This window comes from Gordonia sp. HS-NH1 (assembly GCF_001418765.1).
Taxonomy (GTDB): domain Bacteria; phylum Actinomycetota; class Actinomycetes; order Mycobacteriales; family Mycobacteriaceae; genus Gordonia.
Map to the genome: position 1 here is coordinate 126,725 of NZ_LIYC01000006.1, position 24,511 is coordinate 151,235.

Genomic DNA, 24,511 nt, shown 5'->3' on the forward strand with positions numbered 1-24,511 from the left:
CGTTCCTGACGCCGACGGTGCTCGCGACCATCGAACCGCAGGCGGTCCCGGCGCTCCGGGTCGTCTACGCCGGTGGCGAGGCCGTGCCGCAGACGTTGAAGGACAGCTGGGCGCCGTTCCGGCGCATCCAGAACCTGTACGGCCCGACCGAGACCACGATCGGCGTCACCATCAGTGCGCCGATGGCCGTGGGGGAGCCGGTCTCGCTCGGCGGCCCGCTCGCCGGCGTGGGCCTGATGGTGCTCGACGCGCAGTTGCGTCCGGTGCCCGTCGGTGTGACGGGCGAGCTGTACGTCAACGGCGGCGCCTTGTCGCGCGGATACCTCGACCGCCCCGGTCTGACCGCCGATCGGTTCGTGGCGAACCCGCACGGTCACCCCGGCGACCGGATGTACCGCACCGGCGACATCGTCCGCTGGAAGCAGGACTCCACCGGCGCGCCGGTCATCGAATACTCCGGCCGTAGCGACGACCAGGTGAAGTTGCGCGGTCTGCGCATCGAACTCGGTGAGATCGAGGCGGTGCTCGCCGAGCACCCGGCGGTCCGCTCGGCCGTGGTCGTCGGTGTCGGCGGTTCGGTCGCGACCGCGCTGGCGGCCTACGTGGTCGGGGCCCGGACACCGGCCGGACCCGAGGTCGATCCGGCGGAGCTGAGAGCATTTGTCGGCGAACGACTCCCGGCGCACATGGTGCCGGCCTCGGTCGCGGTGCTCGACGAGCTCCCGCTCACCCCGGTCGGCAAGCTCGACAAGGCGGCGCTGCCCGACCCGGTCATCGAGGTCGGCGAGATCGTCGCACCGGAGACCGACGAGGAAGCCGCGGTCGCCGCGGTGTTCGCCGATGTCCTGGGGATCGAGCAGGTCAGCGTCACCGAGTCGTTCTTCGACCTCGGTGGCAACTCGCTGTCGGCGACCCGCGTCGCCGCCCGGGTGGGCGAGGTGCTCGGCGTCGAGACCTCGGTGCGCGACCTGTTCGAGGCGCCGACGGTGCGTGCGCTGGTGGCCGAGGTGTCCGGACACGCCGAGGCACTGCCGCCGGTCGTCGCCCGCCCGGACCGTCCGGAACTCGTACCGCTGTCCTTCGCCCAGCAGCGGATGTGGTTCATCAACCAGTTCGATCCGTCGTTGCCCACGTACAACATCCCGTTCGTGTTGCAGGTGCGGGGCACTCTCGACACCGAGGCGCTGCGCCGCGCGATCGTCGACGTCGTCGGACGGCACGAGGTCCTGCGGACCACCTTCCCGTCCGTCGACGGGGTCGCCCATCAGCTGGTCCATCCGGCCGACCAGATCGCCGACCGCCTGGACTGGGGCATCGCCGGAGATCAGCGCGGACTCGAGACCGCCGTCATGTCCGGGTTCGACGTCGCCACCGACTGGCCGATCCGCGTGCGGGTCTGGCACGTCGATGCCGAGCGTGCCGTGGTCGCGGTCGTCGTCCACCACATCGCCGCCGACGGCGAGTCGATGAATCCGTTGCTCGTCGACGTCCTCGCCGCCTACGACGCCCGGGTGTCGGGAACCGAACCCGACTTCGAGCCCCTCGAGGTCCAGTTCGCGGACTACGCCCTCTGGCAGCACGAGGTGCTCGGCGACGGGACCGATCCGAGCTCGGTCGTCGGGTCCCAGTTGGCCTACTGGACAGACAGACTCGCCGATCTCCCCGAGGTGCTGAACCTGCCGTTCGACCGGCCGCGGCCGCTGCAGGCCTCGCAGCGCGGAGGCCGCGTCGGTGCCGCGATCCCGGCCGAGATCGGGGAGCGCGTCCGCGAACTCGCACGCGAGGTCGACGCGACCCCGTTCATCGTCGTGCACGCGGCACTGGCCGTGCTGCTCGCGCGTCTGTCGGCCGGCGAGGACGTGGCGATCGCCACCCCGGTGGCCGGACGCGGTCAGCGTGTCCTCGACCCGCTCGTGGGCATGTTCGTCAACACCCTCGTCCTGCGGGCCCGGGTGGACCCGTCGATGTCGTTCGCCGAGCTGTTGGAGCAGGCGCGCGACACCGACCTGGAAGCCTTCGCCCACGCCGACGTGGCCTTCGAGATGCTCGTCGAGAGGCTCAACCCGGTCCGGTCCGAGGCGTTCGCCCCGCTGGCCCAGGTGATGCTCACGTTCGGCCAGACGGCGCTGCCCGAGATGGGTGCGGACACCGCGCCGGCCTCGGTCGCGGGTCTCGAGATCGAACCGATGCCACCGGCCGACCCGCCGGCGAAACTGGACCTGACGATCGGTGTGTCCGTTCCGGACGGCGACGGGGACTGGCCGCTGTCGCTGGTGTTCGCACGGGACCTCTTCGACGAGGACACCGTCGCCCAGCTGGCGCGCAGGTTCGTCGGGTTGCTCGACCAACTCACCGCGCACACCGACGATCCGGTGGCCGACGCCGCACTCCTCGAACCCGCCGAGGTCGAGGAGATACTCCGGAGGTCACGGGGTACGGAGACCGCCATACCGGCGGGATCGGTGGCCGATGCGCTCTCGTTTCGCGGGGCGCGGTCGCTCGACTCGATCGCGCTGACCTTCGCCGACCGTGAGCTCACCTACCGCGAATTCGGCGCCCGGGTCGCCGATCTCGCCCGCGAACTCCTCGGGCTGGGCGTGGGACCCGATGTCGCGGTGGCGGTCTGCATCGATCGCTCCGTGGAGATGGTGGTCGCCGTCCACGCGGTGACCGCGGCGGGCGGCCGGTACGTGCCCATCGACACCTCGGCTCCGGGTGACCGCGTGCGCTACATGGTCGAGACCGCGGGCGTGCGGGTCCTCCTCGTCGGACCGCGTCCCGTGGCGGCCGACCTGTCCGGCCTCGACGACGGGATCCGGCGTGTCACCGTCGATTCCGGGCGTGCGGTGGATCCGGCGACGCCGCCGGTCACCGACGCCGAACGCGTCCGGCCGATCCGCGGCGACGATGCGCTGTACACCCTCTTCACCTCCGGTTCGACCGGGCGGCCGAAGGGCGTGACCGTCAGCCACGCCGCCGTGGCCAACCGGCTGTGGTGGGGACTCGACGAGTACCCCTGGACCGTGGGCGACCGGATCATCCAGAAGACGCCCTACACGTTCGACGTCTCGGTGCCGGAGCTGTTCGCGCCGTTGCTGACCGGGGCCACGATGGTGATCGCCGAACCGGGCGGTCACGCCGACCCGCTCTACATCGCCGACCTGATCGCCCGCAGCGGTGCCACCTCGGTGCACTTCGTCCCGTCGATGCTGTCGGTGTTCCTCGATGTCGTGCCGGCCGAGACGATCTCCCGCCTGGGGACCCTCCGGTGGCTCTTCGCCTCCGGTGAGGCGCTTCCACCGGCGGTGGTGGCCCGCGCGCACCAGCTGCTGCCACACGTCCGGATCGTGAACCTGTTCGGTCCCACCGAGGCGGCGGTCGAGGTTGCCTACGCCGACGTGACCCGGGCACCGTCGATCGTGCCGATCGGCGTGCCGGTGTGGAACACGACCACGCATGTGCTCGACGCGCGACTGAACCCCGTCCCGACGGGAGTCCCGGGCGAGCTGTATCTCGGTGGCGACCAGGTGGCACGCGGGTACGCCGCGCAACCGGGACTGTCCGCCGAGCGCTTCGTGGCCGACCCGTTCGGCCGGCCCGGCTCACGGCTCTACCGAACCGGCGACCTCGTGCGGTGGAACACCGACGGGGAGATCGAGTACCTGGGCCGCACCGACTTCCAGGTGAAGCTGCGCGGCCAGCGCATCGAACTCGGCGAGATCGAGTCCGTCGTCGCGGCCGCCCCCGGCGTCGTGCACGCCGCGGTGACGGTGGCCGACGCACCGGGTGGCGGACAGCATCTGGTCGCCTATGTCGCGCCGTCGACCGTGGACCTCGAGGTCCTGCGAGACGCGGTGGCGCAGGCACTTCCGGAGTACATGCGTCCGACACTGTGGATGCCGATCGACGACGTGGTCCTGAACAGCGCGGGCAAGCTCGACCGCCGTGCCCTGCCCGCACCCGACTTCGCGGGGCTCGATGCCGACTATGTCGCACCGGCCAACGCGACCGAGGAGACCCTGGCGACCATCGTGTCCGGCCTGCTCGGGCTGGAACGCGTCTCGGTCACCCAGTCGTTCTTCGCGCTCGGCGGCGACTCGATCATGTCGATCCAGCTCGCCTCGGCGGTTCGCGCCGCCGGGTTCACGCTCACGCCACGAGACATCTTCGAGCAGCGCACCATCCGGGCGATGGCCCGGATCGTGGCCGGGGAGGCACATCGCCTGCCGGCGCTCGACGAACCCGCCGGCGGTGGGCACGGCGACCTGCCGCTGCTGCCGGTGATGTCGTGGATGATCGAGCATTCGGCGGATCCCGCCGACTACGCGGACTTCTCGCAGTACCGGGTGCTCCACGCACCGGCGGGTCTCACCGTGGACGCGTTGTCGGAGTTGCTGTCCGAGCTCGTCGCGGTGCACCCGATGCTGTCCGCGCGTCTCACCCGTGACGGCGATCGCCCGCGGCTGGTCGCCGGCTCGGACGAGACCCCAGATGGTCGCATCGCGCCGTATGTGTTCGCCGAGTCCTCGGCCGCACCGGTGGGTAGTCCCGGCCACGACGCCGATCTGCGTGCCGCGCATGCCGAGGCGCTGGCACACCTCGATCCGTCGACCGGTGCGCTCGTCGCGGCGGGCATCGTCACCGACGTCGACGGCGTCGGCCGGATCGTCCTGGCGATCCACCACCTCGGTGTCGACGCGGTGTCCTGGCCGATTCTCGTCGAGGACCTGGTGACCGGATGGGCGCAGCGGTCGGCGGGGCAGCCGATCGCCCTGCGTGCCGAGGCGACGTCGGAGCGGGCGTGGGCCCACGCGGTCGCCGCGCAGACCGACCGGCGGTCCGCCGAGCTGGCGTACTGGCTCGACCGGCTCCCGGCTCGGCCCACCGATCTCGGGGCCACCTTCGACCCGTCGCGGGACCGGTTCGCCACCGAGGTGTCGGTGGTCCACGCATTCGACGCGGAGGTGACCGAGGCGGCGCTGACCTCGGTGCCGGAAGCGTTCCGCGGCAACGTCAACGACGTCCTGCTCGGTACGTTCGCACGTGCGGTCCGGGCGTGGCAGGCCGCGCGCGGCATCGCCGACGTCGCACCCGTCACGGTGCTGGTCGAGGGACATGGTCGCAAGGACGAGATCGTCACCCCCGACGGCGAACGCGCGGTCGACCTGTCCCGCACGGTCGGCTGGTTCACCACCATCGCCCCGGTCGCCGTCGATCCGTCCACCGACGTCACCCACGCGGTGAAGTCGGCCAAGGAGGAACGCCTCGGGCAGCCCGACGGCGGTCTCGGTTTCGGTGTGCTGCGCTACGGCGCGGACACCGAGCTCGCGCAGCGTCCGCTGCCGAGCATCGGGTTCAACTTCTTCGGCGCCGGCCGTGCCGGACGCCCCGCCGCCGAACCCGCGCACGACGTCATCCCGTTCACCGGTGCGCCGGGCGTACCGGGGATGCCGCCGTCGGTGTCCGGCGCGATGATCGCGCTGAACCCGTTGAGCGTCAACGTCGGTACGCGAAGCGACGGCGATGCCCGGCGCCTCACGGCCAACTTCACGTTCCCGTCGGCACTGTTCGGGACCGACGACATCACCGTGCTCGCCGAGTTGTGGGCCGACGAGCTCACCGCGCTCGCGCAGCACGTCGCCGTCGTCGGCGACCCGGGCCGGTCACCGTCGGATGTACCGGGTACGCCCGTCACCCAGACCGAGCTCGACGCACTCGCGGTGCGGTTCCCGGGCGCGGACGTCTGGCCGCTCACCCCGCTGCAGGCCGGTCTGTACTTCCAGTCGCAGATGGCGGTCCGGGACGCGGTGGGAGCCGACGACGGTGCCGCGGGTGTGGACGTCTATGTCACCCAGGCGGTGCTGCATCTCGGCGGGGACGTCGACCGGGCGCGATTGCGTTCGGCGGCAGAGGAACTCGTCGCACATCATCGCGTGCTGCGCAGCGGATATCTGCGCACGGCGGGCGGCGCCCTGGTGGCCGTCGTGCCGCCGCGCGTCGACCTCCCGTGGTCCGAGGTCTCCCTGGACCCCGGGTGTGACGGTGACGAGGCCGCGCGACGGGTACGCGAGATCGCCGACGCCGAACGGATCACGCCGTTCGATCTCGAGGAGCCGCCGCTCGTGCGGTTCGTGAGTGTCGAGCACGGCGCCGGGTCCGACACGACGCTGAGCCTGATCGTGACCAACCACCACATCCTGCTCGACGGCTGGTCCGGTCCGTTGGTTCTCGCCGACCTGCTCGCGCTGTACGCCGGGGTCGGCCCGTACACCGCAACCATCGCCGCCGACACCGACTTCGGTGACCATGTCCGTCGTCTCGCCGCCGCCGACCCGGCCGCGGGTCTCGCCGCCTGGCGCGACGTCCTCGCACCGCTGGAGGAACCGACGCTGGTGTCCGGGGTCGAGGAGGCCACGACCACCTCGCTGCCGCGTGACCACGAGGAGTGGATCGACGCCGGCACGACGGCGGCGATCAACCGGCTCGCCCGCGAACGCGGCGTCACCGTCAGCACGATCCTCCAGTTCGCCTGGGCGGTACTGCTGTCGCGGATGACCGGCAACCAGGTGGTCGCCTTCGGCGAGACCGTGTCGGGACGGCCGTCGGACCTCGACGGCGTCGAGGGCATGGTCGGCCTGTTCATCAACACGGTCCCGAGCGTCGTCGACGTCGACCCGGCCGCCCCGATCGGCGACGTACTCGCCGCGATGCAGGCCGACAAGGTCGCGGTCCTCGACCATCAGCACGTCGGCCTCGCCGACCTCACCGCGCTGGCCGGGATCGGGGCCCTCTTCGACACGCTGACCGTGTTCGAGTCGTTCCCGGTGGACTCCGACTCGCTGTCCACGGCGGACACGTCGCTGGCCGGCGGACTGCAGATCGTCGGCGTGGACGCGGGCGACTCGACGCATTACCCGCTCAACCTGGCCTCCTCGCCGTCCGGCGACCGCCTGCTGTTGAAGCTCAAGTACCTGCCGTCGGCCTTCAGCGACGACCAGGTGCGCGTCTTCGGTGCGGCGCTGCGCGAGATCCTGCGGACGACCGTCGACGATGCGGATCTGCCGACCTCGGCGATCGCACTGCTCGACGCCGCGGCCGCGGCCGAACTCGCGCCGGTGAACGGTCCGGCCGCGCCGCGACCGCGACTGCTCGGCGAGGTGTTCGCCGACGTCGCGGCCGAGCACGCGGACATCGTCGCGGTCACCGACGGCAGCGGCGCGTCCCTCACCTACGCCGAACTCGATGAGCACTCGAATCGACTCGCGCGGTGGATGATCGGTCGCGGGATCGGTGTGGACACGGTCGTGGGACTGGCGCTCGGTCGCACCGTCGACCGCCTGGTGGGGCAGTGGGCGCTGGCGAAGCTGGGTGCGGCATACCTGTCCGTCGATCCGACGCTGCCCGCCGACCGCATCGCCCACATGGTCACCGATTCCGGTGTGCGCCTGGTGATCGCCTCTGGACAGGGAGCTCCGGAACAGGGCACCGCCGCCCCCGGTGACGTCGAGTGGATCGAGATCTCCGCTCTCGCCGAGGCCGTCCGCGACATCGAGGGCGGTCCGCTCGCGCCCGGTGAGATGGTGGGGACCCCACGCCTCGATGCGCTCGCCTACGTCATCTACACCTCCGGGTCGACCGGTGTCCCCAAGGGGGTCGCGGTCACCCAGCGCGGTGCGCACGCCTTCGCGGTCGCCGAGACGCAGCGGTTCGGCATTCACCCGGGTTCGCGTGTACTCGGTTATGCCTCACCGAGTTTCGACGCCTCGGTGCTGGAATGGCTGCTCGCCTCGACCTCGGGTTCGACGCTGGTCTACCGCCCGGACGAGGTCGTCGGCGGTGAAGTGCTGACCGGTTTCCTCCGCGAGCACGAGCTGACGCACGTGTTCCTGACACCGAGCGTGCTGGCGACCGTCGACCCCGACGATCTGCCCGCACTGCGGATGCTCGCCTCGGGTGGCGAAGCGGTTTCCGTCGCACTCGTCCGCACCTGGGCGCGCCGGGTCGCGTTCCACAACGCCTACGGGCCGACGGAGACGTCGGTGGCGATCACCATCAGCGGACCGCTCGACCCGGACGAGCCGGTGACGATCGGCGGCCCGGTCGCGGGCACCGGCCTGCTGGTCCTCGACCAGCGCCTGTCCCCGGTGCCCGTCGGGATGGCCGGCGAGCTGTACGCCACCGGTGTGTCGACGGCACGTGGCTACCTGCGCCGCCCGCAGCTGACCGCCGAACGGTTCGTCGCGTCTCCGTTCGGCGAGCCCGGCGATCGCATGTACCGCACCGGCGACCGCGTCCGGTGGGTGCGCTCGGCATCCGGCGAGCTGGTTCTGGAGTACCTCGGACGTTCCGACGACCAGGTGAAGCTGCGCGGCCTGCGCATCGAACTCGGCGAGATCGAGAACGCGCTGTCCTCGCATCCGGCGGTGAAGACCGCGGTGGTCCTCGGGGTCGGCGGATCGGTCGCGACCGCACTGGCCGCCTACGTCGTCCCGGCGTCGGATGAACCGGGTGCCGGGACCGCGACACCGGCTCTCGACACCGGCGAACTCCGGGACCACCTCGCGGAACGACTGCCGTCGTACATGATCCCGGCGACGATCACGGTCCTGGCGGGCCTGCCGCTCACTCCGACCGGCAAGCTGGACAAGCGGGCGCTGCCGGCACCGGACATCGAGGCCGACGACCTCGTCGCACCGGAGACCGCGGCCGAGGCACGGGTCGTCGCCGTCTTCGCCGACCTGCTGGGCGTCGACGCGGTGTCGGTGACCGGTGACTTCTTCGCCCTCGGCGGCAACTCGCTGTCGGCGACCCGGCTGGCGGCACGCGTCGGTGACGCGCTGAACGCCGACATCGGCGTGCGGGACGTGTTCGAGTCCCCGACTCCGCGCGCACTGGCCGCCCTCTGCGAGCATCGCGGCGGTCTGCGCGCACCGGTCACCCGGGTCGAGCCGAGACCGGCGGAGATCCCGCTGTCGTTCGCACAGCAGCGGATCTGGTTCATCAACCGCCTGGACCCGGCATCGGCGGCGTACAACCTGCCGATCGGCGTCGAACTCGGCGGACAGCTCGACGTCGAGGCACTCGGCGCGGCGATCGGCGACGTCGTCGCGCGGCACGAGATCCTGCGGACCACGTTCCCGGCCGTCGACGGTCGGCCGACGCAGGTCGTCCACGACGCCGACGGTCCGGCGTCACTGCCCACGCTCGTCGAATGCGCCACGGAGGCAGAGCTGCTCGACGCGCTGTCCGCCGGCTTCGACGTGACCACCGAGGTGCCGGCGCGGATCCGGCTGTGGCGACGCGGTGAGGGCTCCTGGGTGCTGCTCGCCGTGCTGCACCACATCGTCGGTGACGGCGAGTCGATGCGGCCGCTGATGGCCGACGTGGTGACCGCCTACCGGGACCGTGCCGCCGGCCGGACACCGGAGCTGCCGCCGTTGCCGGTCCAGTTCGCCGACTATGCGCTGTGGCAGCAACGCGAGCTCGGCGCGGTCGACGACCCCACGTCGGTGGTCGGCCGGCAGCTGTCGTACTGGCTGCGACAGCTCTCCGGGGTGCCCGATGTGCTGGAGCTGCCCGCCGACCGGCCTCGCCCGACCGTGGCGTCGATGCGGGGGGCGCGGGTGGACTTCGAGATCCCGCACGAGGTCGCCACGCGGATCACGGCACTGGCGCGTGAGCGCGGGATGACGCCGTTCATGGTGGTGCACGCGGGACTGTCGGTGCTGCTGGCCCGTGTCACCGCAACCGACGACATCGCGGTCGCCACCCCCATCGCGGGTCGGGGGCGCGCCGAGATCGACCAGCTGATCGGCATGTTCGTCAACACCCTGGTCCTGCGCGCCGAGGTCGACCCCGCGATGAGCTTCGCGGAACTGCTCGAGGACACCAGGGTCGTCGACCTCGATGCGTTCACCAACGCCGACGTGCCGTTCGAGACACTGGTCGAACGTCTGAACCCGACCCGGTCGAGGGCGTTCTCGCCACTCGCGCAGGTCATGCTCACGCTGACCAACGCGGGCAACGCCGCCCCGGTGTTCGAGGCGGAGGGTCTGCGGGTGGCGGCGCTCGAATCGCCGGTCACGACGGCCCAGCTCGACCTGACGGTCGCGGTGGTCGCCCGTCCGGACCGGTCCTGGTCGGCGTCGATGGTGTACGCGACGGACCTGTTCGACGAGGGGACCGTCGAGCTGCTCGCGCAGCGCCTGGTTACGCTCCTCGACGGGCTCACCGCCCGGCCGGACGCCGCGGTCGGGGAGTGTCCCCTGGTGACGCCCGCCGAACGCGACCGCGTACTGGCATGGTCGGCGGGCGCCGCGACGCGGCCGACCGGCGCCACCCTGCCGGGCATCATCGGTTCCCGGCAGGCCGCCGTCACGCAGGCGGGAAGCGGCGAGAACGGTGCCGTCGACGGCGAGGTCGGGTACAACGGTCGCGGTGGGTACGACGGTCGCTACGGTGACGGTGGTTCCGGTGGCGATGGTGCCGGTGGGGATGACTGACCGAACAGAACACTCGGGGGGAATGGGGAACGCAGGACGAGACGGCAGGCGACGAGGCGAGATGGAGGCCCAACGGTGACCGATGTGGTGCATGTGGCGACGAGGTCCGACGTACCGGCCATCGTGTTCGGTTCGCGTCGCGTCAGCTACGCCGAGTTCGGGGCGCGGGTCGACTCACTGGCACGTCATCTGATCTCGATCGGTGTCGGACCCGACGTCGCCGTGGCGGTCGCCATCCCGCGTTCGGTCGAGCTGCTCGTCGCCGTTCACGGCGTCGTCGCCGCCGGCGGTCACTATGTGCCGCTCGACATCGACGCGCCGCACGACCGCACCCGGTACATGCTCGAGACCGCGGGCGCACGGTTGGCCCTCGTCACCGCCGACTCGGCCGTCGAGTTGCCGGCCGATGTCACCGCGGTCGTGGTCGACACGACCACCGAGATCGACCTCGCCACCCCACCGGTGACCGACGACGAACGTCGCGCGCCACTACAGTCCGCCGACGCCGCCTACACGCTGTTCACCTCGGGGTCGACCGGTCGGCCGAAGGGTGTCACCGTGTCGCATTCGGCGATCGTGAATCGCCTGGAATGGATGCGGGACTGGTACTCGATCAAGGATTCCGATGTCTTCGTGCAGAAGACGCCGGTGACGTTCGACGTGTCGGTGTGGGAGTTGTTCCTGCCGTTCGCGGTCGGGGCCACCCTGGTGGTGGCCGAACCCGAACGTCACGGTGATCCGCGATATCTGGCGGAGGTGATCACGGCCGAGAAGGTGTCGGTCATCCACTTCGTGCCGTCGATGCTGTCGGTCTTCCTGGACGTGCTCGGCGACCGCGTGAGCGATCTGTCGTCCCTGCGGTTGACGTTCACCTCCGGTGAGGCGCTGACCGCCCCGGTGGCGCAGGCGCTGGTGGCGGCGTTGCCGCACAACGAGGTCCACAACCTGTACGGCCCCACCGAGGCGGCCGTGGACGTGACCGCCCATCAGGTGCGGGCGGGGGAGACGTCGGTGCCGATCGGCGTCCCGGTCCCGAGCACCACGACCTTCGTCCTCGACTCGCGGCTGCAGCTCGTGCCCTCGGGCGTGCCCGGCGAGCTGTACCTCGGGGGAGTGCAACTCGCGCGCGGCTACGCCTCACAACCCGCGCTGACCGCCGAACGCTTCGTCGCCAGCCCCTTCGTGGCTCCCGCACGCGGGGATGCGGCGGGAAGCGCCGACGGTTTCGGCGAACCCGGAGAGCGTCTGTACCGCACCGGCGACCTCGTGCGCTGGAACGCGCGCGGGCAGCTGGAGTACCTGGGCCGTACGGACTTCCAGGTGAAACTGCGCGGACAGCGACTCGAGCTGGGGGAGGTCGAGTCCGTCCTCATGTCGGCGCCAGGCGTCCTGCATGCGGCCGCCACCGTGGCGAAGGTCTCCGGACAATCCCATCTCGTCGCCTATGTCTCGCCCGCATCAGTCGACGTCGATGCGGTGAAATCGGTTGTCGCGCAGGCGCTGCCGGCCTACATGCGGCCCACGGTGTGGATGACGATGGAGCATCTGCCGCTGAACAGCGCGGGCAAGGTCGCCCGCCGGCAGCTGCCGGTCCCCGAACTCACCGTCGAGGAGTTCGCGGCGCCCGAGTCCGACGCCGAGACCTCGATCGCGGCCATCGTCGCCGATGTCCTCGGCGTCGATCGCGTCAGCGTGACGCAGTCGTTCTTCGACCTCGGCGGCAACTCGCTGTCCGCGGCCCGGGTGGCGGCGCGCGTGGCCGACCTGCTCGACGTCGACGTGTCGGTGGGCGACCTGTTCGACGCCCCGTCGGTGCGGGATCTGGCCGGCCTGGTGTCCGGGCGCGGGCGGAGCGTCCCGCGCGTCGCCGCCATGCCGCGACCCGCGCGGTTGCCGTTGTCGACGGCGCAGAGTCGGATGTGGTTCATCAACCAGTTCGACCCCGCCTCTCCCGCCTACAACATCCCGATGGCGTTGCGTCTGACCGGAACCCTGGATCTCGACGCGCTCGAGGCCGCGGTCGGTGACGTGGTCGCCAACCACGAGATCCTGCGCACCACCTATCCCAGTGACGAGCACGGCCCGCTCCAGCTCGTCACCGATCCCGACACGGCCCGCGCACGCCTCGACTGGCGGGCGGCGGACACCGAAGAGGACCTGTTCGTCTCGGCGACGACCGGCTTCGACGTCGCCACCGACCCACCGCTCCGGGTCCGGTACCTGCGTCGGGACGAGACCGTGGTGGACGTGGTGGTCACCGTGCACCACATCGCCTTCGACGGTGAGTCGACCCCGGTGTTCGTGCGCGACCTGCTGGGCGCGTACCTGCACCGGACGAAAGGCGCGCCAGCGGTCGCCGCGCCCGCGGTCCAGTACGCGGACTTCGCCCTGTGGCAACGCGAATACCTCGGCGCCGCCGACGATCCGGGCACGCCGATGGGTCGTCAGCTCGCACACTTGCGCACCGTCCTCGCGGACCTCCCCGCGGTGACCGACCTGCCGATGGATCGCCCGCGACCGGCCGTCCTCGACACCGCGGCGGCGGTCGAGTCGGTGACCGTGGACGACGCACTCGCCACCGCCCTGGACGACCTCGCGCGCAGCCGCGACGTCACGCTCTTCATGGTTCTGCACGCCGCGCTCGCCGTCACCGTCGCCCGGCTCGCCTCGACCCGGGACGTCGTGATCGGTACCCCGATCGCGGGCCGTCCCGACGCCGCGCTCCACGACCTCGTCGGCATGTTCGTCAACACGCTCGTGCTGCGCACGGCCGTCGACCCGGCGGCGACGATGGACGATCTCATCGCCACGATCCGCGCCGCCGACCTGGACGCCTTCGCGCACGCCGACGTGCAGTTCGACGATCTGATCGAGGAACTCGCGCCGGAGCGGTCCACGGCCTACCCGCCGCTGGTGCAGATCGCCTACACCCTCGTTGCCGCCGGCGGGCGGCCGGAGGAGATCGACCGGGTGGAGCTGTCGGGTCTGAGTGCCGAGCCGCTCGGGGTCGCCTCACCGATCGCCAAGTTCGACCTCACGGTCTCGGTGTCCGAACGCACCGGATCGTCGCCGATGAGGGCCGACTTCCTGTATGCGACCTCGTTGTTCGACGCCGCGACCATCCGCCGCTTCACCGAGGTCTGGCTGCAGGTGATCGCCGCGATGGCGACCGGTCCCGCGCTGCCCGTCGGTGACATCGACATCGTCGGCATCGACGCCGCCACGCTCAGCGCACCGAGCCGGAACTCCGTCGGCGAGGCCGTGCCCGCCGCGGACGGCGGGGTGACCGAACCGCTGACCCTCACCGAGCTCCTCTCGCGGCGGGACCTCGACCCCCACCGCCCGGCGCTGGTCCACGACGGTGCGGAGGTCTCCTACGCGGAGTTCGAGGAGCGTACCAATCGCTTGGCGCGACAGCTGATCTCGCGTGGAGTCGGCCCCGGTGACGTGGTGGCCGTCGGACTCGAGCGATCCATCGGATCGGTGGTCGCGGTGTTCGGTGTGATCAAGGCGGGTGCCGCCTACGTGCCGATCGACCCCGCCTACCCGAGCGATCGCATCGCGTTCATGGTGTCCGATTCCGGTGTCCGGCTCGGTCTCACCGACGCGTCGACGCGGAGCCGGCTGGGCGAATCATCCTGCGAATGGCTCGAACTCGCCTCGCTCGACGACCCGGCCGTCCCGGGCGGACCCGTCACCGACGCCGAACGTCGCGGGCCGGTGCGACTCGACGACCTGGCCTACCTCGTCTACACCTCCGGCTCCACCGGCCGCCCGAAGGCCGTCGGCGTGCCCCACCGCGGCATCGCGAATTTCGTCGCCGCGCTGACCGAGGTCACCGGGACACCCGCGCAGGCCCCCGACACCCGTGTCCTCCACGTCGCCTCACCGAGCTTCGACGCGTCGGTGCTGGAGATGATGTGGTCGATCGCGGTCGGGCACACCCTCGTCGTCGCACCTGCCTCGGAATACGCCGGCGACGCACTCGGGCGCATCCTCGAACGTGACCGGGTCACCGACACCCTCATCACCCCCACCGTGCTGGCGACCGTCGACCCGCGGCGGGGCCGCTTCGTCCGGAACCTCGTCACCGGGGGCGAGGCATGCCCGCCCGAGCTGATAGCACGGTGGGTCACACCGGAATCCACGCGCCGGATGTTCAACTTCTACGGGCCGTCGGAGGCCACCGTCTGGGCGACCACCGGACGATCCGAGCCCGGCGCGCCGGTGACCATCGGGCGACCGGTCCGCGGCTTCGCCGCCTATGTCCTCGACGGCCGTCTGCATCCGGTCCCACAGGGTGTGGTGGGTGAGCTCTACCTGTCGACCGGCGACTCGCTCGCGCGCGGTTACCTCGGCCGGCCCGGCCTCACCGCATCGTCCTTCGTGGCCGACCCGTTCACCCGCGAGCCGGGCCGGCGGATGTACGCAACCGGCGACCTGGTGCGGATCACCGCGGCCGGCGAGATCGAGTTCGCCGGGCGCGCCGATCATCAGGTCAAGATCAACGGGCAGCGAGTCGAACTCGGCGAGATCGAGTCCGTTCTCGGCGATCAGCCGGGCGTCGGCTCGGTCGTCGTGACCGGCGTCGACGACGAACACGGGCGCACACGTCTCGTCGCCTATCTCGTGGGCGACGACACCGCGGGCGACGGGCGCCTCGATGCCGACGCGGTCCTCGCCGGGGCGTCGGACCGCCTTGCCGGACACATGATCCCGCACTCCGCGATGGTGCTCGACGAGCTGCCCGTGACCCCGGGCGGCAAGCTCGACCGGCGCGCGCTGCCGGTGCCGGAGTTCACCACACCCGCCGACGGGTACGTCGCACCGGCGACGACCGCCGAGGAGACCCTCGCCGCGATCGTCGCGGGACTGCTGGGCCTCGACACCGTCTCGGTGACCGAGTCCTTCTTCGCGCTCGGCGGCGACTCGATCATGTCCATCCAGCTGGCCTCCGCCGCGAAGGCGGCCGGATTGCCTCTGTCGCCTCGAGAGATCTTCGAACAGAAGACCATCCGCGCGATGGCGCGCGTTGCGTCGGCGGGCGGGGACCGAGCCCCGATGCTGGCCGAGCCCGCCGGGGAACCCGCTGGACGGGTCGACCTCCCGCCGATCGTCTCCTGGCTCGTCGACGCCGCGCGGACACCGGCCGACTTCGCCGACTTCAACCAGTCGATGGTGCTCACCGCGCCCCCGGGACTAACCGTCGAGCATCTCGGCGAGGTGCTCGGGGCGGTCGTGGCCGCACATCCGATGCTCGGTGCACGCCTGGAGTCCGTCGGTGACACCTGGATCCTCACCGCCGGAACGCCGTTCGACGCCGACGCCTCGATCGTCGCGTCCACCACCGGCGCGGCCGCCGGCGAGCCCGGGTTCGCCGAGGCACTGGTCGAGGCGCATGCCGAGGCGGCCCGGCGCCTCGACCCGGCCGCCGGGCGACTCGTCGCCGCCACGATCGTCACCGGCGCCGCACCCGCGGACTCCGACCACGCGGAGTCGAGCCGACCCGCACGAATCGTGCTCGTACTCCACCACCTCGGCGTCGACGCGGTGTCGTGGCCGATCCTGATCGAGGATCTGCTCACCGTCCACGCGCAACTGACCGCCGGGCAACCGGTGGCGGTGCGTGCCGAGGAGACCTCGCAACGTGCCTGGCAACGGGCCGTCACCGCGCAGCTCGGCGCCCGCCGGGCCGAAGCCGGGTACTGGCTGGACCGCTCGCCGGTCGCCCCCACCGACTTCGGTGCGGCGCTCGAGCCCGACCGCGATCGGTACGGCACCCTGACCTCGATCGTCCACCGCGTCGATCCGGCGATCGTCGATCCGTTGACCACGACCGTGCCCGAAGCATTCTCGTCGTCGGTGGTCGACGTCCTGCTCGCGACGCTGGCCCGCGCGGTCCGCTCCTGGCAGCGCGATCGCGGTATCGCCGACACCGCACCCGTCACCGTGCTCACCGAGGGGCACGGCCGATACGAGGACGTCCTGCTGGCCGGCCCCGAGCCGCGTCGCGCGGACCTGTCGCGCACGGTCGGCTGGTTCACCTCGCTCGCCCCACTCGCCATCGATCCCGCCGACGACGTCGTCCACGCGGTCAAGGCGGCCAAGGAAGAACGCCTCGGCATGCCCGACTCCGGCATCGGCTATGGCCTCCTGCGGTACGCCGCCGGCGATGACACCACCGATGATGCGGCCGCACAACTGCATTCGCGTCCGCTGCCGACGATCGCGTTCAACTACCTCGGAACCCGCGGCACGACCGGACGGAGCGAGTCGCCGACGACGCCCGACGTGGCCGCAGCGCACGGCACGCCGTTCCTGCCCGCACCCGACGCACCGTTCCTGCCCGCCACCGTGTCCGACGGGGTGGCCGCGATGAGCGTGCTGACGGTCAACGCGAGCACCGGCGCGTCCCCGGCCGGGCGAGTGCTCTCCGCGGATCTGCAGTTCCCCGCGGCGATCCTGTCGCCGGCAGACGTCGGCGACATCGCGCAACGGTGGACGGCCGAACTCGCCGACGTCGTCCGCCTCGTCGCCGACGGCGTCGACGTCGGTCTCTCACCGGCGGATGTCCCGGGTGCCGAGGTGACGCAGCACGACCTCGACACGGTGGCGGAGCGATTCCCCGGCGCTGCGGTCTGGGCCCTGTCGCCACTGCAGCGCGGACTCTACTTCCAGTCGCAACTCGCCGGTACCGACCAGGTCGATGTGTATGTGACCCAAGCGGTCCTGCACCTCGACGGGGACGTCGACCTCGAGCGGCTGCGCACCGCCGTGGTCGCACTGCTCGATCACCACCGCGCCCTGAAGTCGGGCTTCGTGCGTGTGCCCAGCGGGCACGTGGTGACCGTCGTGCCCGAAACGGTGCCGTTGCGCTGGCGCGTGATCGACGTGCCCGCCACCGACGCCGATGGTCTCCGGGCCGCCGTCCACGAAGTCTCGGCGGCCGAGCGGACCGAGCCGTTCGACCTCGCCGATCCGCCGCTGTTGCGTGCGGTGGTCGTGCGGCACGCGCAGGGGACCAGCGTGGTCATCACCAACCACCACATCCTCTTCGACGGCTGGTCGGGTCCGCTCGTGCTGGCCGACCTGCTCGCGTTGTACGCCACCGGCAGCCCCTTCACCGGTCGGGGAACGGGCGAGCGCACCGACTTCGCGGACTACCTCGCGCGCATCGCCGATGCCGATCTCGACGCCGGTCTCGCCGCGTGGACACGGATCCTCGAGCCGGTCGACGAGCCCACCCTGGTCGCCCCCGGCCTCACCGCTGCCTCCGTCGAGGACGACGGAAACGACACCGCGGCAGCGCATCTGCCGCGCGAACACCGCTGGGTCCTCGAACCCGAGCTGGTCTCGGGGCTCGAGCGCACGGCGCGGCGGTCGGGGTCGACCATGGCCACGGCACTCCAGCTCGCGTGGGCGGTACTGCTGTCCCGGCTCACCGACAATCGGGTGGTCACCTTCGGCGAGACCGTCTCCGGGCGTCCCGCCGGACTCGACGGCGTCGAGTCGATGGTCGGCCTGTTCATCAACACCCTGCCCGCCGTCGTCGACGTCGATCCGGACGCCACGATCGCGGAGGTCCTCGGCCGGCTGCAGTCGGACAAGACCGCCGTCCTCGATCATCAGCACATCGGCCTGCCCGAGATCCTCACCGCCGTCGGGCGTCCGCAGCTGTTCGACACCCTGACCGTGCACGAGTCCTATCCCGTGGACAACGACTCCCTGGCCGACGGCGCCGCCAGCGCCGCGGTGGGGCTGTCGATCCGGGACGTCGAGGTCTCCGACGCCACGCACTATCCCCTCAACCTGGCGACCTCACCGACCGCATCGGGTATCGCGGTCCGACTGACCTACCTGCCCGACGCCTTCGCCGACGACCAGGTCGCCGTCTTCGCGCGGTCCCTCGTGCGGATCCTGCGGACGATCGCCGACGATGCGCAGACGCGTATCGCCGACATCCCGCCGATGTCGGCGGACGACGAGGCCCGCCTCGACACCTGGTCGACCGGCCCGGAACTGAGTCCGGCCGGTTCGCATGTCGCCGATCTCCTCCTCGAGCGCGTCGCCGCGTCACCCGATGCGATCGCGGTGGTGGGTCCGGCCGGGGAGTCGACCTACGCCGAATTGGGAAGCCGGGTGAGCGTTCTCGCCCGGCGGCTGGTCGGTCTCGGGGTCGGCCCGGAGGTCGCGGTCGGGGTCTGCATCCCGCGGTCGGTGGAGATGATCGTCGCCGTCCACGCGATCCTCGTCGCCGGTGGGCAGTTCGTGCCGATGGACCCCGCCGCACCGGCCGACCGCATCGACTACCTGGCGCGTACCGCCGATGTCGCGGCGGTCCTGATCGGTCCGGGACAGACCCCGGTGGGTATCGAGGCGCTCGACCCCGGTGTGCCCGTGGTGACCGTCGACGACGACACGGACGGGTCGGCACCGCTCTTCGGCTCCGCCGAACGCGCCTCGGCGGTCGACGGGGCGAATCCGGCCTACACCATCTTCACCTCGGGCTCGACCGGTCGGCCCAAGGGCGTCACGGTGAGCCACGAGACGCTGCGCGCACACCTCGACTACGACCGCGGCGCCTACGATTTCGGGCCCGACGACGTGTTCCTGCAGGTGTTGGAGCTGACCTTCGATCCGTCGGTCGGCGAGATCCTGCGCCCGCTGCTGTCCGGAGGCCGACTCGTGGTCATGGAGCCCGGTGCGCATCGGGACCCGGTCGCCGTACTGCGGTATCTCGCCGACTTCGGCGTGACGTCGGCGACGCTGGTGCCCTCGATGCTCGCGGTACTGACCGAGGTCGCCGATCCCGGACAGCTGCGGGGGCTCTCACGGCTGCGTTTTCTGCACACGGGTGGCGAGGCGCTCCCGCAGAGCGTCGCCGAGACCGTGCGGGACCTGATCCCGCATGCCCCCATCCACAACCAGTACGGGCCGACCGAGGCGACGATCTACGCGACCGTCGCGCGGGTGTCGGGCGACTGGGTCTCCATCGGGCGACCCGTCGCGAACACCACCGCGCTGGTCCTCGACCACCGGTTGCGGCCGGTGGCACCGGGATTCACCGGCGAGCTGTACCTCGGCGGCATCCAGCTGGCACGCGGATACACCTCGCGGCCCGCTCTCACCGCCGAACGCTTCGTGCCGAACCCGTACGGCGAGCCGGGTTCTCGCCTGTACCGGACCGGTGACCTGGTCCGCTGGCGGGCCGACGGCGAGCTGGAATACCAGGGCCGCACCGACTTCCAGGTGAAGCTGCGCGGCCAGCGGATCGAGCTCGGCGAGATCGAGTCGGCCCTCACCTCGGCGCCGGGGGTCGTGTACGCCGCGGCCGCCGTCGTCGAGACCCCGGCCGGCCAGCAGCTGGTGGCCTACCTGACGCCGGCCTCGGTGGACCTCGACACGGTCAAACACTCGGTGGCGCAAGCGCTTCCGGAGTTCATGCGGCCCGGGATGTGGATGCTGCTGGACGAGATGCCGCTCAGCAGCGCGGGCAAGGTCGTGCGACAGCAGCTGCCCGCGCCGACCGTCGACGCCGCCGCGATCGTGCCGCTCGTCGGTGCGCGGGAGACGGCAGTGGCGGCGGTCTTCGCCGAACTGCTGTCGATGTCGGAGGAGAACGTCGGCGCCACCACGAACTTCTTCGAGATCGGCGGCAACTCGCTGTCGGCGATGCGGGCGGCCGCCCGCATCGGTGACGCCCTCGGTGCCGACGTGACGGTGCGTGACGTCTTCGAGGCGCCGACGCCGCGACTGCTGGCCGAACGCCTCGGCGACCGTACCGGCGGACTCCCGCCGATCGTCGCGGTGAGCCCGCGTCCCGACCGGATTCCGTTGTCGTACGCCCAGCAGCGGATGTGGTTCATCAACCGGTTCGACCCGACGCTGGCGGCTTACAACATCCCGGCCGTGATGCGTCTGACCGGCGCCCTTGATCCCGCGGCACTCGGCGCGGCGATCGCCGACGTCGTCGCGCGTCACGAGATCCTCCGCACCACCTACCCCGAGGCCGGTGGCCGGCCGGTCCAGTCGATCGCCCCGGTCTCCGACATCCCGGGTCGCCTCGACCACGAGTTCGTGCCGGCTGTCGACGATCGCGACGGGGGTGAGGTCGTACTCTCCGCGGTCACCGCCGGGTTCGACCTGACCGTCGACTGGCCGGTGCGGACCAGGTTGATCGAGGTCGGAAATGACTCCGGGACAACGGAGTACATCCTCGCGGTGGTCCTGCACCACGTGGCCTCCGACGGCGAATCCCTGGGCCCGCTCGTCTCCGACCTCACCACCGCCTACCTGGCCCGGGCCGCCGGGGCGCCGCCGCGGTTCGAGCCGCTGCCCGTCCAGTACGCCGACTACGCCATCTGGCAGCGCCGCGCCCTCGGCGACGTCGACGACGCGGAGTCGGTGATGGGCGCCCAGTTGGACTACTGGGCCGCACAACTGGCCGGCATGCCGGACCTGCTCGAACTGCCGACCGACCGGCCTCGTCCCGCGGTCGCCTCGCAGCGCGGCGCGCGCGTGCCCTTCACGATCCCGGCGGACGTCACCGCGCGGATCGACACCATCGCCGACGAGTTCGGGGTCACCCCGTTCATGGTGCTGCACGCGGCGCTGGCGATCCTGCTCGCCGACCTGTCGGGCACCGACGACGTGGCGATCGGCACGCCGATCGCCGGCCGGGGTGCCGCGGTGCTCGACCCGCTCGTCGGAATGTTCGTGAACACCCTCGTCCTCCGGACCGCACACTCGGGGGCCGACACGTTCGCCGACGTACTCGGTCGCGTCCGTCGCGTCGACCTCGACGCCTTCGCGCACGCCGACCTCCCGTTCGAGACCCTCGTGGACCGGCTCAACCCGGTCCGTTCCGAGGCCTTCGCCCCGCTCACGCAGGTGTGGCTCACCCTGGATCGCAGCGTGGTGCCCGAGCTGGCCGGACAGACGCTGTCGGCCGATCTCGGCGAGATCTCGGTCACCGCTCTCGATGCGGGCGAGGTGCCGGCAAAGGTCGATCTGCTGTTCTCGGTCGCGAAGGCTGTGTCGGGCGAGAGCTGGTCGGGCGCACTGCAATACGCCACCGACCTGTTCGCGGACTCGACTGCCGCCGGGTTCACGGCCCGGTTCGTCAACCTGCTCGACGCGCTCACGTCGACCCCGACCGCTCCGGTGGCCGCGGCGCCGATCCTGCTGCCGGGCGAGGCCGAGTCCCTGGTGCCGGTGCACGGTGGCGAGGCGGCCGACGCCGTGTTGCTCGGCGAGCTGTTCACCGAGGCCGGCACGCGGTACCGGCGTCGTACCGCGGTGGTCGACGCCACCGGCGCGACGTTGTCGTACTCCGCGCTGCACGCCCGGTCCAACCGCCTGGCGCGCTGGCTGATCGGCCGTGGGGTCGGTCCGGAAACGCTGGTGGCACTGGCGATTCCCCGGTCCGTCGACCTTCTGGTCGCGATCTGGGCGGTCGCCAAGACCGGCGGAGGTTACGTCCCGATCGATCCGGATTACCCCGCCGAACGGGTGGCGACCATGGTGGAGGACTCCGGCGCCCGGATGGGTCTGTCGGTCGCCGGCGTCGGGGCGCTGCCGGACGAGGGCTTCGAGTGGATCCGGCTCGACGACGCCTCGGTGCTGGCCGAACTCGACGCCACCTCGGACGTCACGGTGGAGCCGGCCGAGCCGGCCGGTCCGGTCCGCATCGACAACGTCGCCTACGTCATCTACACCTCGGGGTCGACAGGTCGCCCCAAGGGTGTCGCGGTGTCGCACTCGGGACTGCGGAATTTCGCCGTCGCGAAGTCGCGGGCGATGGGGACCGAAGACGGGGCGGTCGTCCTGGGATTCGCGTCCCCGAGTTTCGACGCCTCCGTGCTCGAATACCTCCTCGCGACGATCAACGGTGGGACGCTCGTCTACCGCCCGTCGACGGCGGTCGGCGGTGCGGAGCTGCAGGAGTTCATGCAGCGACACGAGGTCGCCACGACCTTCCTCACCCCGTCGGTGCTGTCCACGCTCGACCCGGCTGCGCTGCCGAGCCTGCAGGCGGTGTCCGCGGGCGGCGAGGCGGTTCCGCAGTCGGTGATGGACGAGTGGTCATCCCACACCCGCATCCACAACGGCTACGGCCCGACCGAGACGACGATCATGATCGCGGTCGGCGAGGCGGCGACACCGGGCGACCCGGTCCGCCTCGGCGGCCCGCTGCCCGGCGTCGAGTTCCTGGTGCTCGACGCACACCTGCGACCGGTGCCGGTCGGCGTGGCCGGGGAACTCTACGTCCTCGGACCCGCCCTCTCGCGCGGCTACCTCGACAAGCCCGACCTGACCGCCTCGCGATTCGTCGCCAGTCCGTACGCGGGGTCCGGACGCCGGATGTACCGGACCGGCGACGTCGTGCGGTGGCGTGAGTCGCGCTCGGGCGCATTCACGCTCGAGTACTCCGGTCGGAGCGACGACCAGGTGAAGCTCCGCGGACTGCGCATCGAGCTCGGCGAGATCGAGGCGGCGCTGCGGTCGGCGCCCGAGGTGCGTTCGGCGGTCGTCGTCGGCGTCGGGGAGTCGGGGACACCGAGTTCGGTGGCGTCGAGCCTGGCCGCCTATGTCGTCGGGGACGGCGTCCAGGTGGACGCTCTGCGGGACCTGCTGGCCGCGCAGCTCCCCGCGCACATGGTGCCCGCGTCGATCACGGTGCTCGACGAGTTCCCGCTGACCCCGGTCGGCAAGCTCGACCGCGCGGCGCTGCCCGCACCCGAGGTGGCCACCGTCGAGTTCGTCGCGCCGGCCACCCCGGTCGAGCAGGCGATCGCCGACGCCTATGCCGAGATCCTCGGCGTCGAGCGGGTCGGGGCCACCGACAGCTTCTTCGACCTCGGCGGCAATTCGCTGTCGGCCACTCGCGTCGCGGCCGCACTGCGCGACCAGAACGGCTTCGACATCGAGCTCGCGTGGCTGTTCAACGACCCGACCGTGCGTGGGCTGGCCCGACGACTGGCCGACGGCAACTCGGTGAGCAGCGACGTCGTGATCACCCTCCGCGGCGAGGGATCGCGGCCGCCGCTGTTCTGTGTGCACCCCGCCGGCGGCCTCGCCTGGTTCTACGGTGGGCTCGCACCCCACCTCCGGGATCGGCCGATCTACGGGCTGCAGGACCCGCACGTGGTGACCGGAGAACCGAGCGTGACCGACGCACGCGCGTTGGCCCGGCGCTATGTCGAGGAGATCCGCCGCGTCCAGCCGAGCGGCCCGTACCACCTGCTCGGCTGGTCCGTCGGCGGTGTCATCGCGCACGCCATGGCCACCCACCTCGTCGAACTCGGTGAGAGCGTCGCCTACCTGGGGATCATGGACTCGCGGCCGGAAGACGAACCCGTGATTGTCGGTCACGAGCGTCCGTCGACCGACGAGGACGCGTCCGGCAGGGTCGCCGAGTCCGGCGCCGCACCGGGGTCCACCGTCGCCGAGACCATCGAGCCCGACGCGTCGACGGTCGTCGACGTCCTGGGCGGCTGGCGGGATCTCTTCGATCTCGGCGACGACGTGCAGGCGTCCACCTCCGAGGAGGTCACCGCGATCATCCGGCAGCAGATCTCCGGCATGGGTCTGCTGGCGGAGGATCAGGTGGAGCGCATCATGGACAGCTTCGATTCCTCCACTCAGGTGGTCCTCGACTACCGGCCGGACGTCTTCGCAGGCGACATGCACGTCTTCACCGCCACGGAGGACAAGGACGACCCGTCCCTGCTGGCCGGTGCCTGGCGGCCGTTCGTGACCGGTGCGATCGACAACGTCGACGTCGCCACACACCACCTGGGGATGGCGAACGCCGACGCGCTGGCGGTCATCGGGCCGACTCTCGACGCCCAGCTGTCGCGGATCGACGCCACGGACGGTCGGGGACCGGAATGAGGGGATTTGCGTGACATCATCGACCTGACCTCGCCGACGTCCCGGCCGAGAGCCATTACGTTCGACAACAACAAATGCAGGCGGGTGACGACAGTCGCCGCGCCAACGGAGAA

Annotated in this window: 2 protein-coding genes (1 of these 2 only partly in view); both read left to right on the forward strand. The window is 71.2% G+C overall.

All coding sequences use genetic code 11. The annotated features are described in order from the left end of the window. Positions 1–10,502, forward strand: partial view of a non-ribosomal peptide synthetase gene (locus AMD30_RS07040; RefSeq protein ID WP_055475150.1) — the 3' portion only. 29,728 nt of this gene lie to the left of the window's left edge; only the last 10,502 of its 40,230 coding nucleotides appear in the window; its start codon lies beyond the left edge, outside the window; it ends in the stop codon at positions 10,500–10,502. A 75-nt stretch (positions 10,503–10,577) separates the two neighbouring features. Next, positions 10,578–24,398, forward strand: a complete 13,821-nt coding sequence (locus AMD30_RS07045) for a non-ribosomal peptide synthetase (RefSeq protein ID WP_055475151.1) — start codon at positions 10,578–10,580, stop codon at positions 24,396–24,398. Positions 24,399–24,511: the final 113 nt, after the last annotated feature.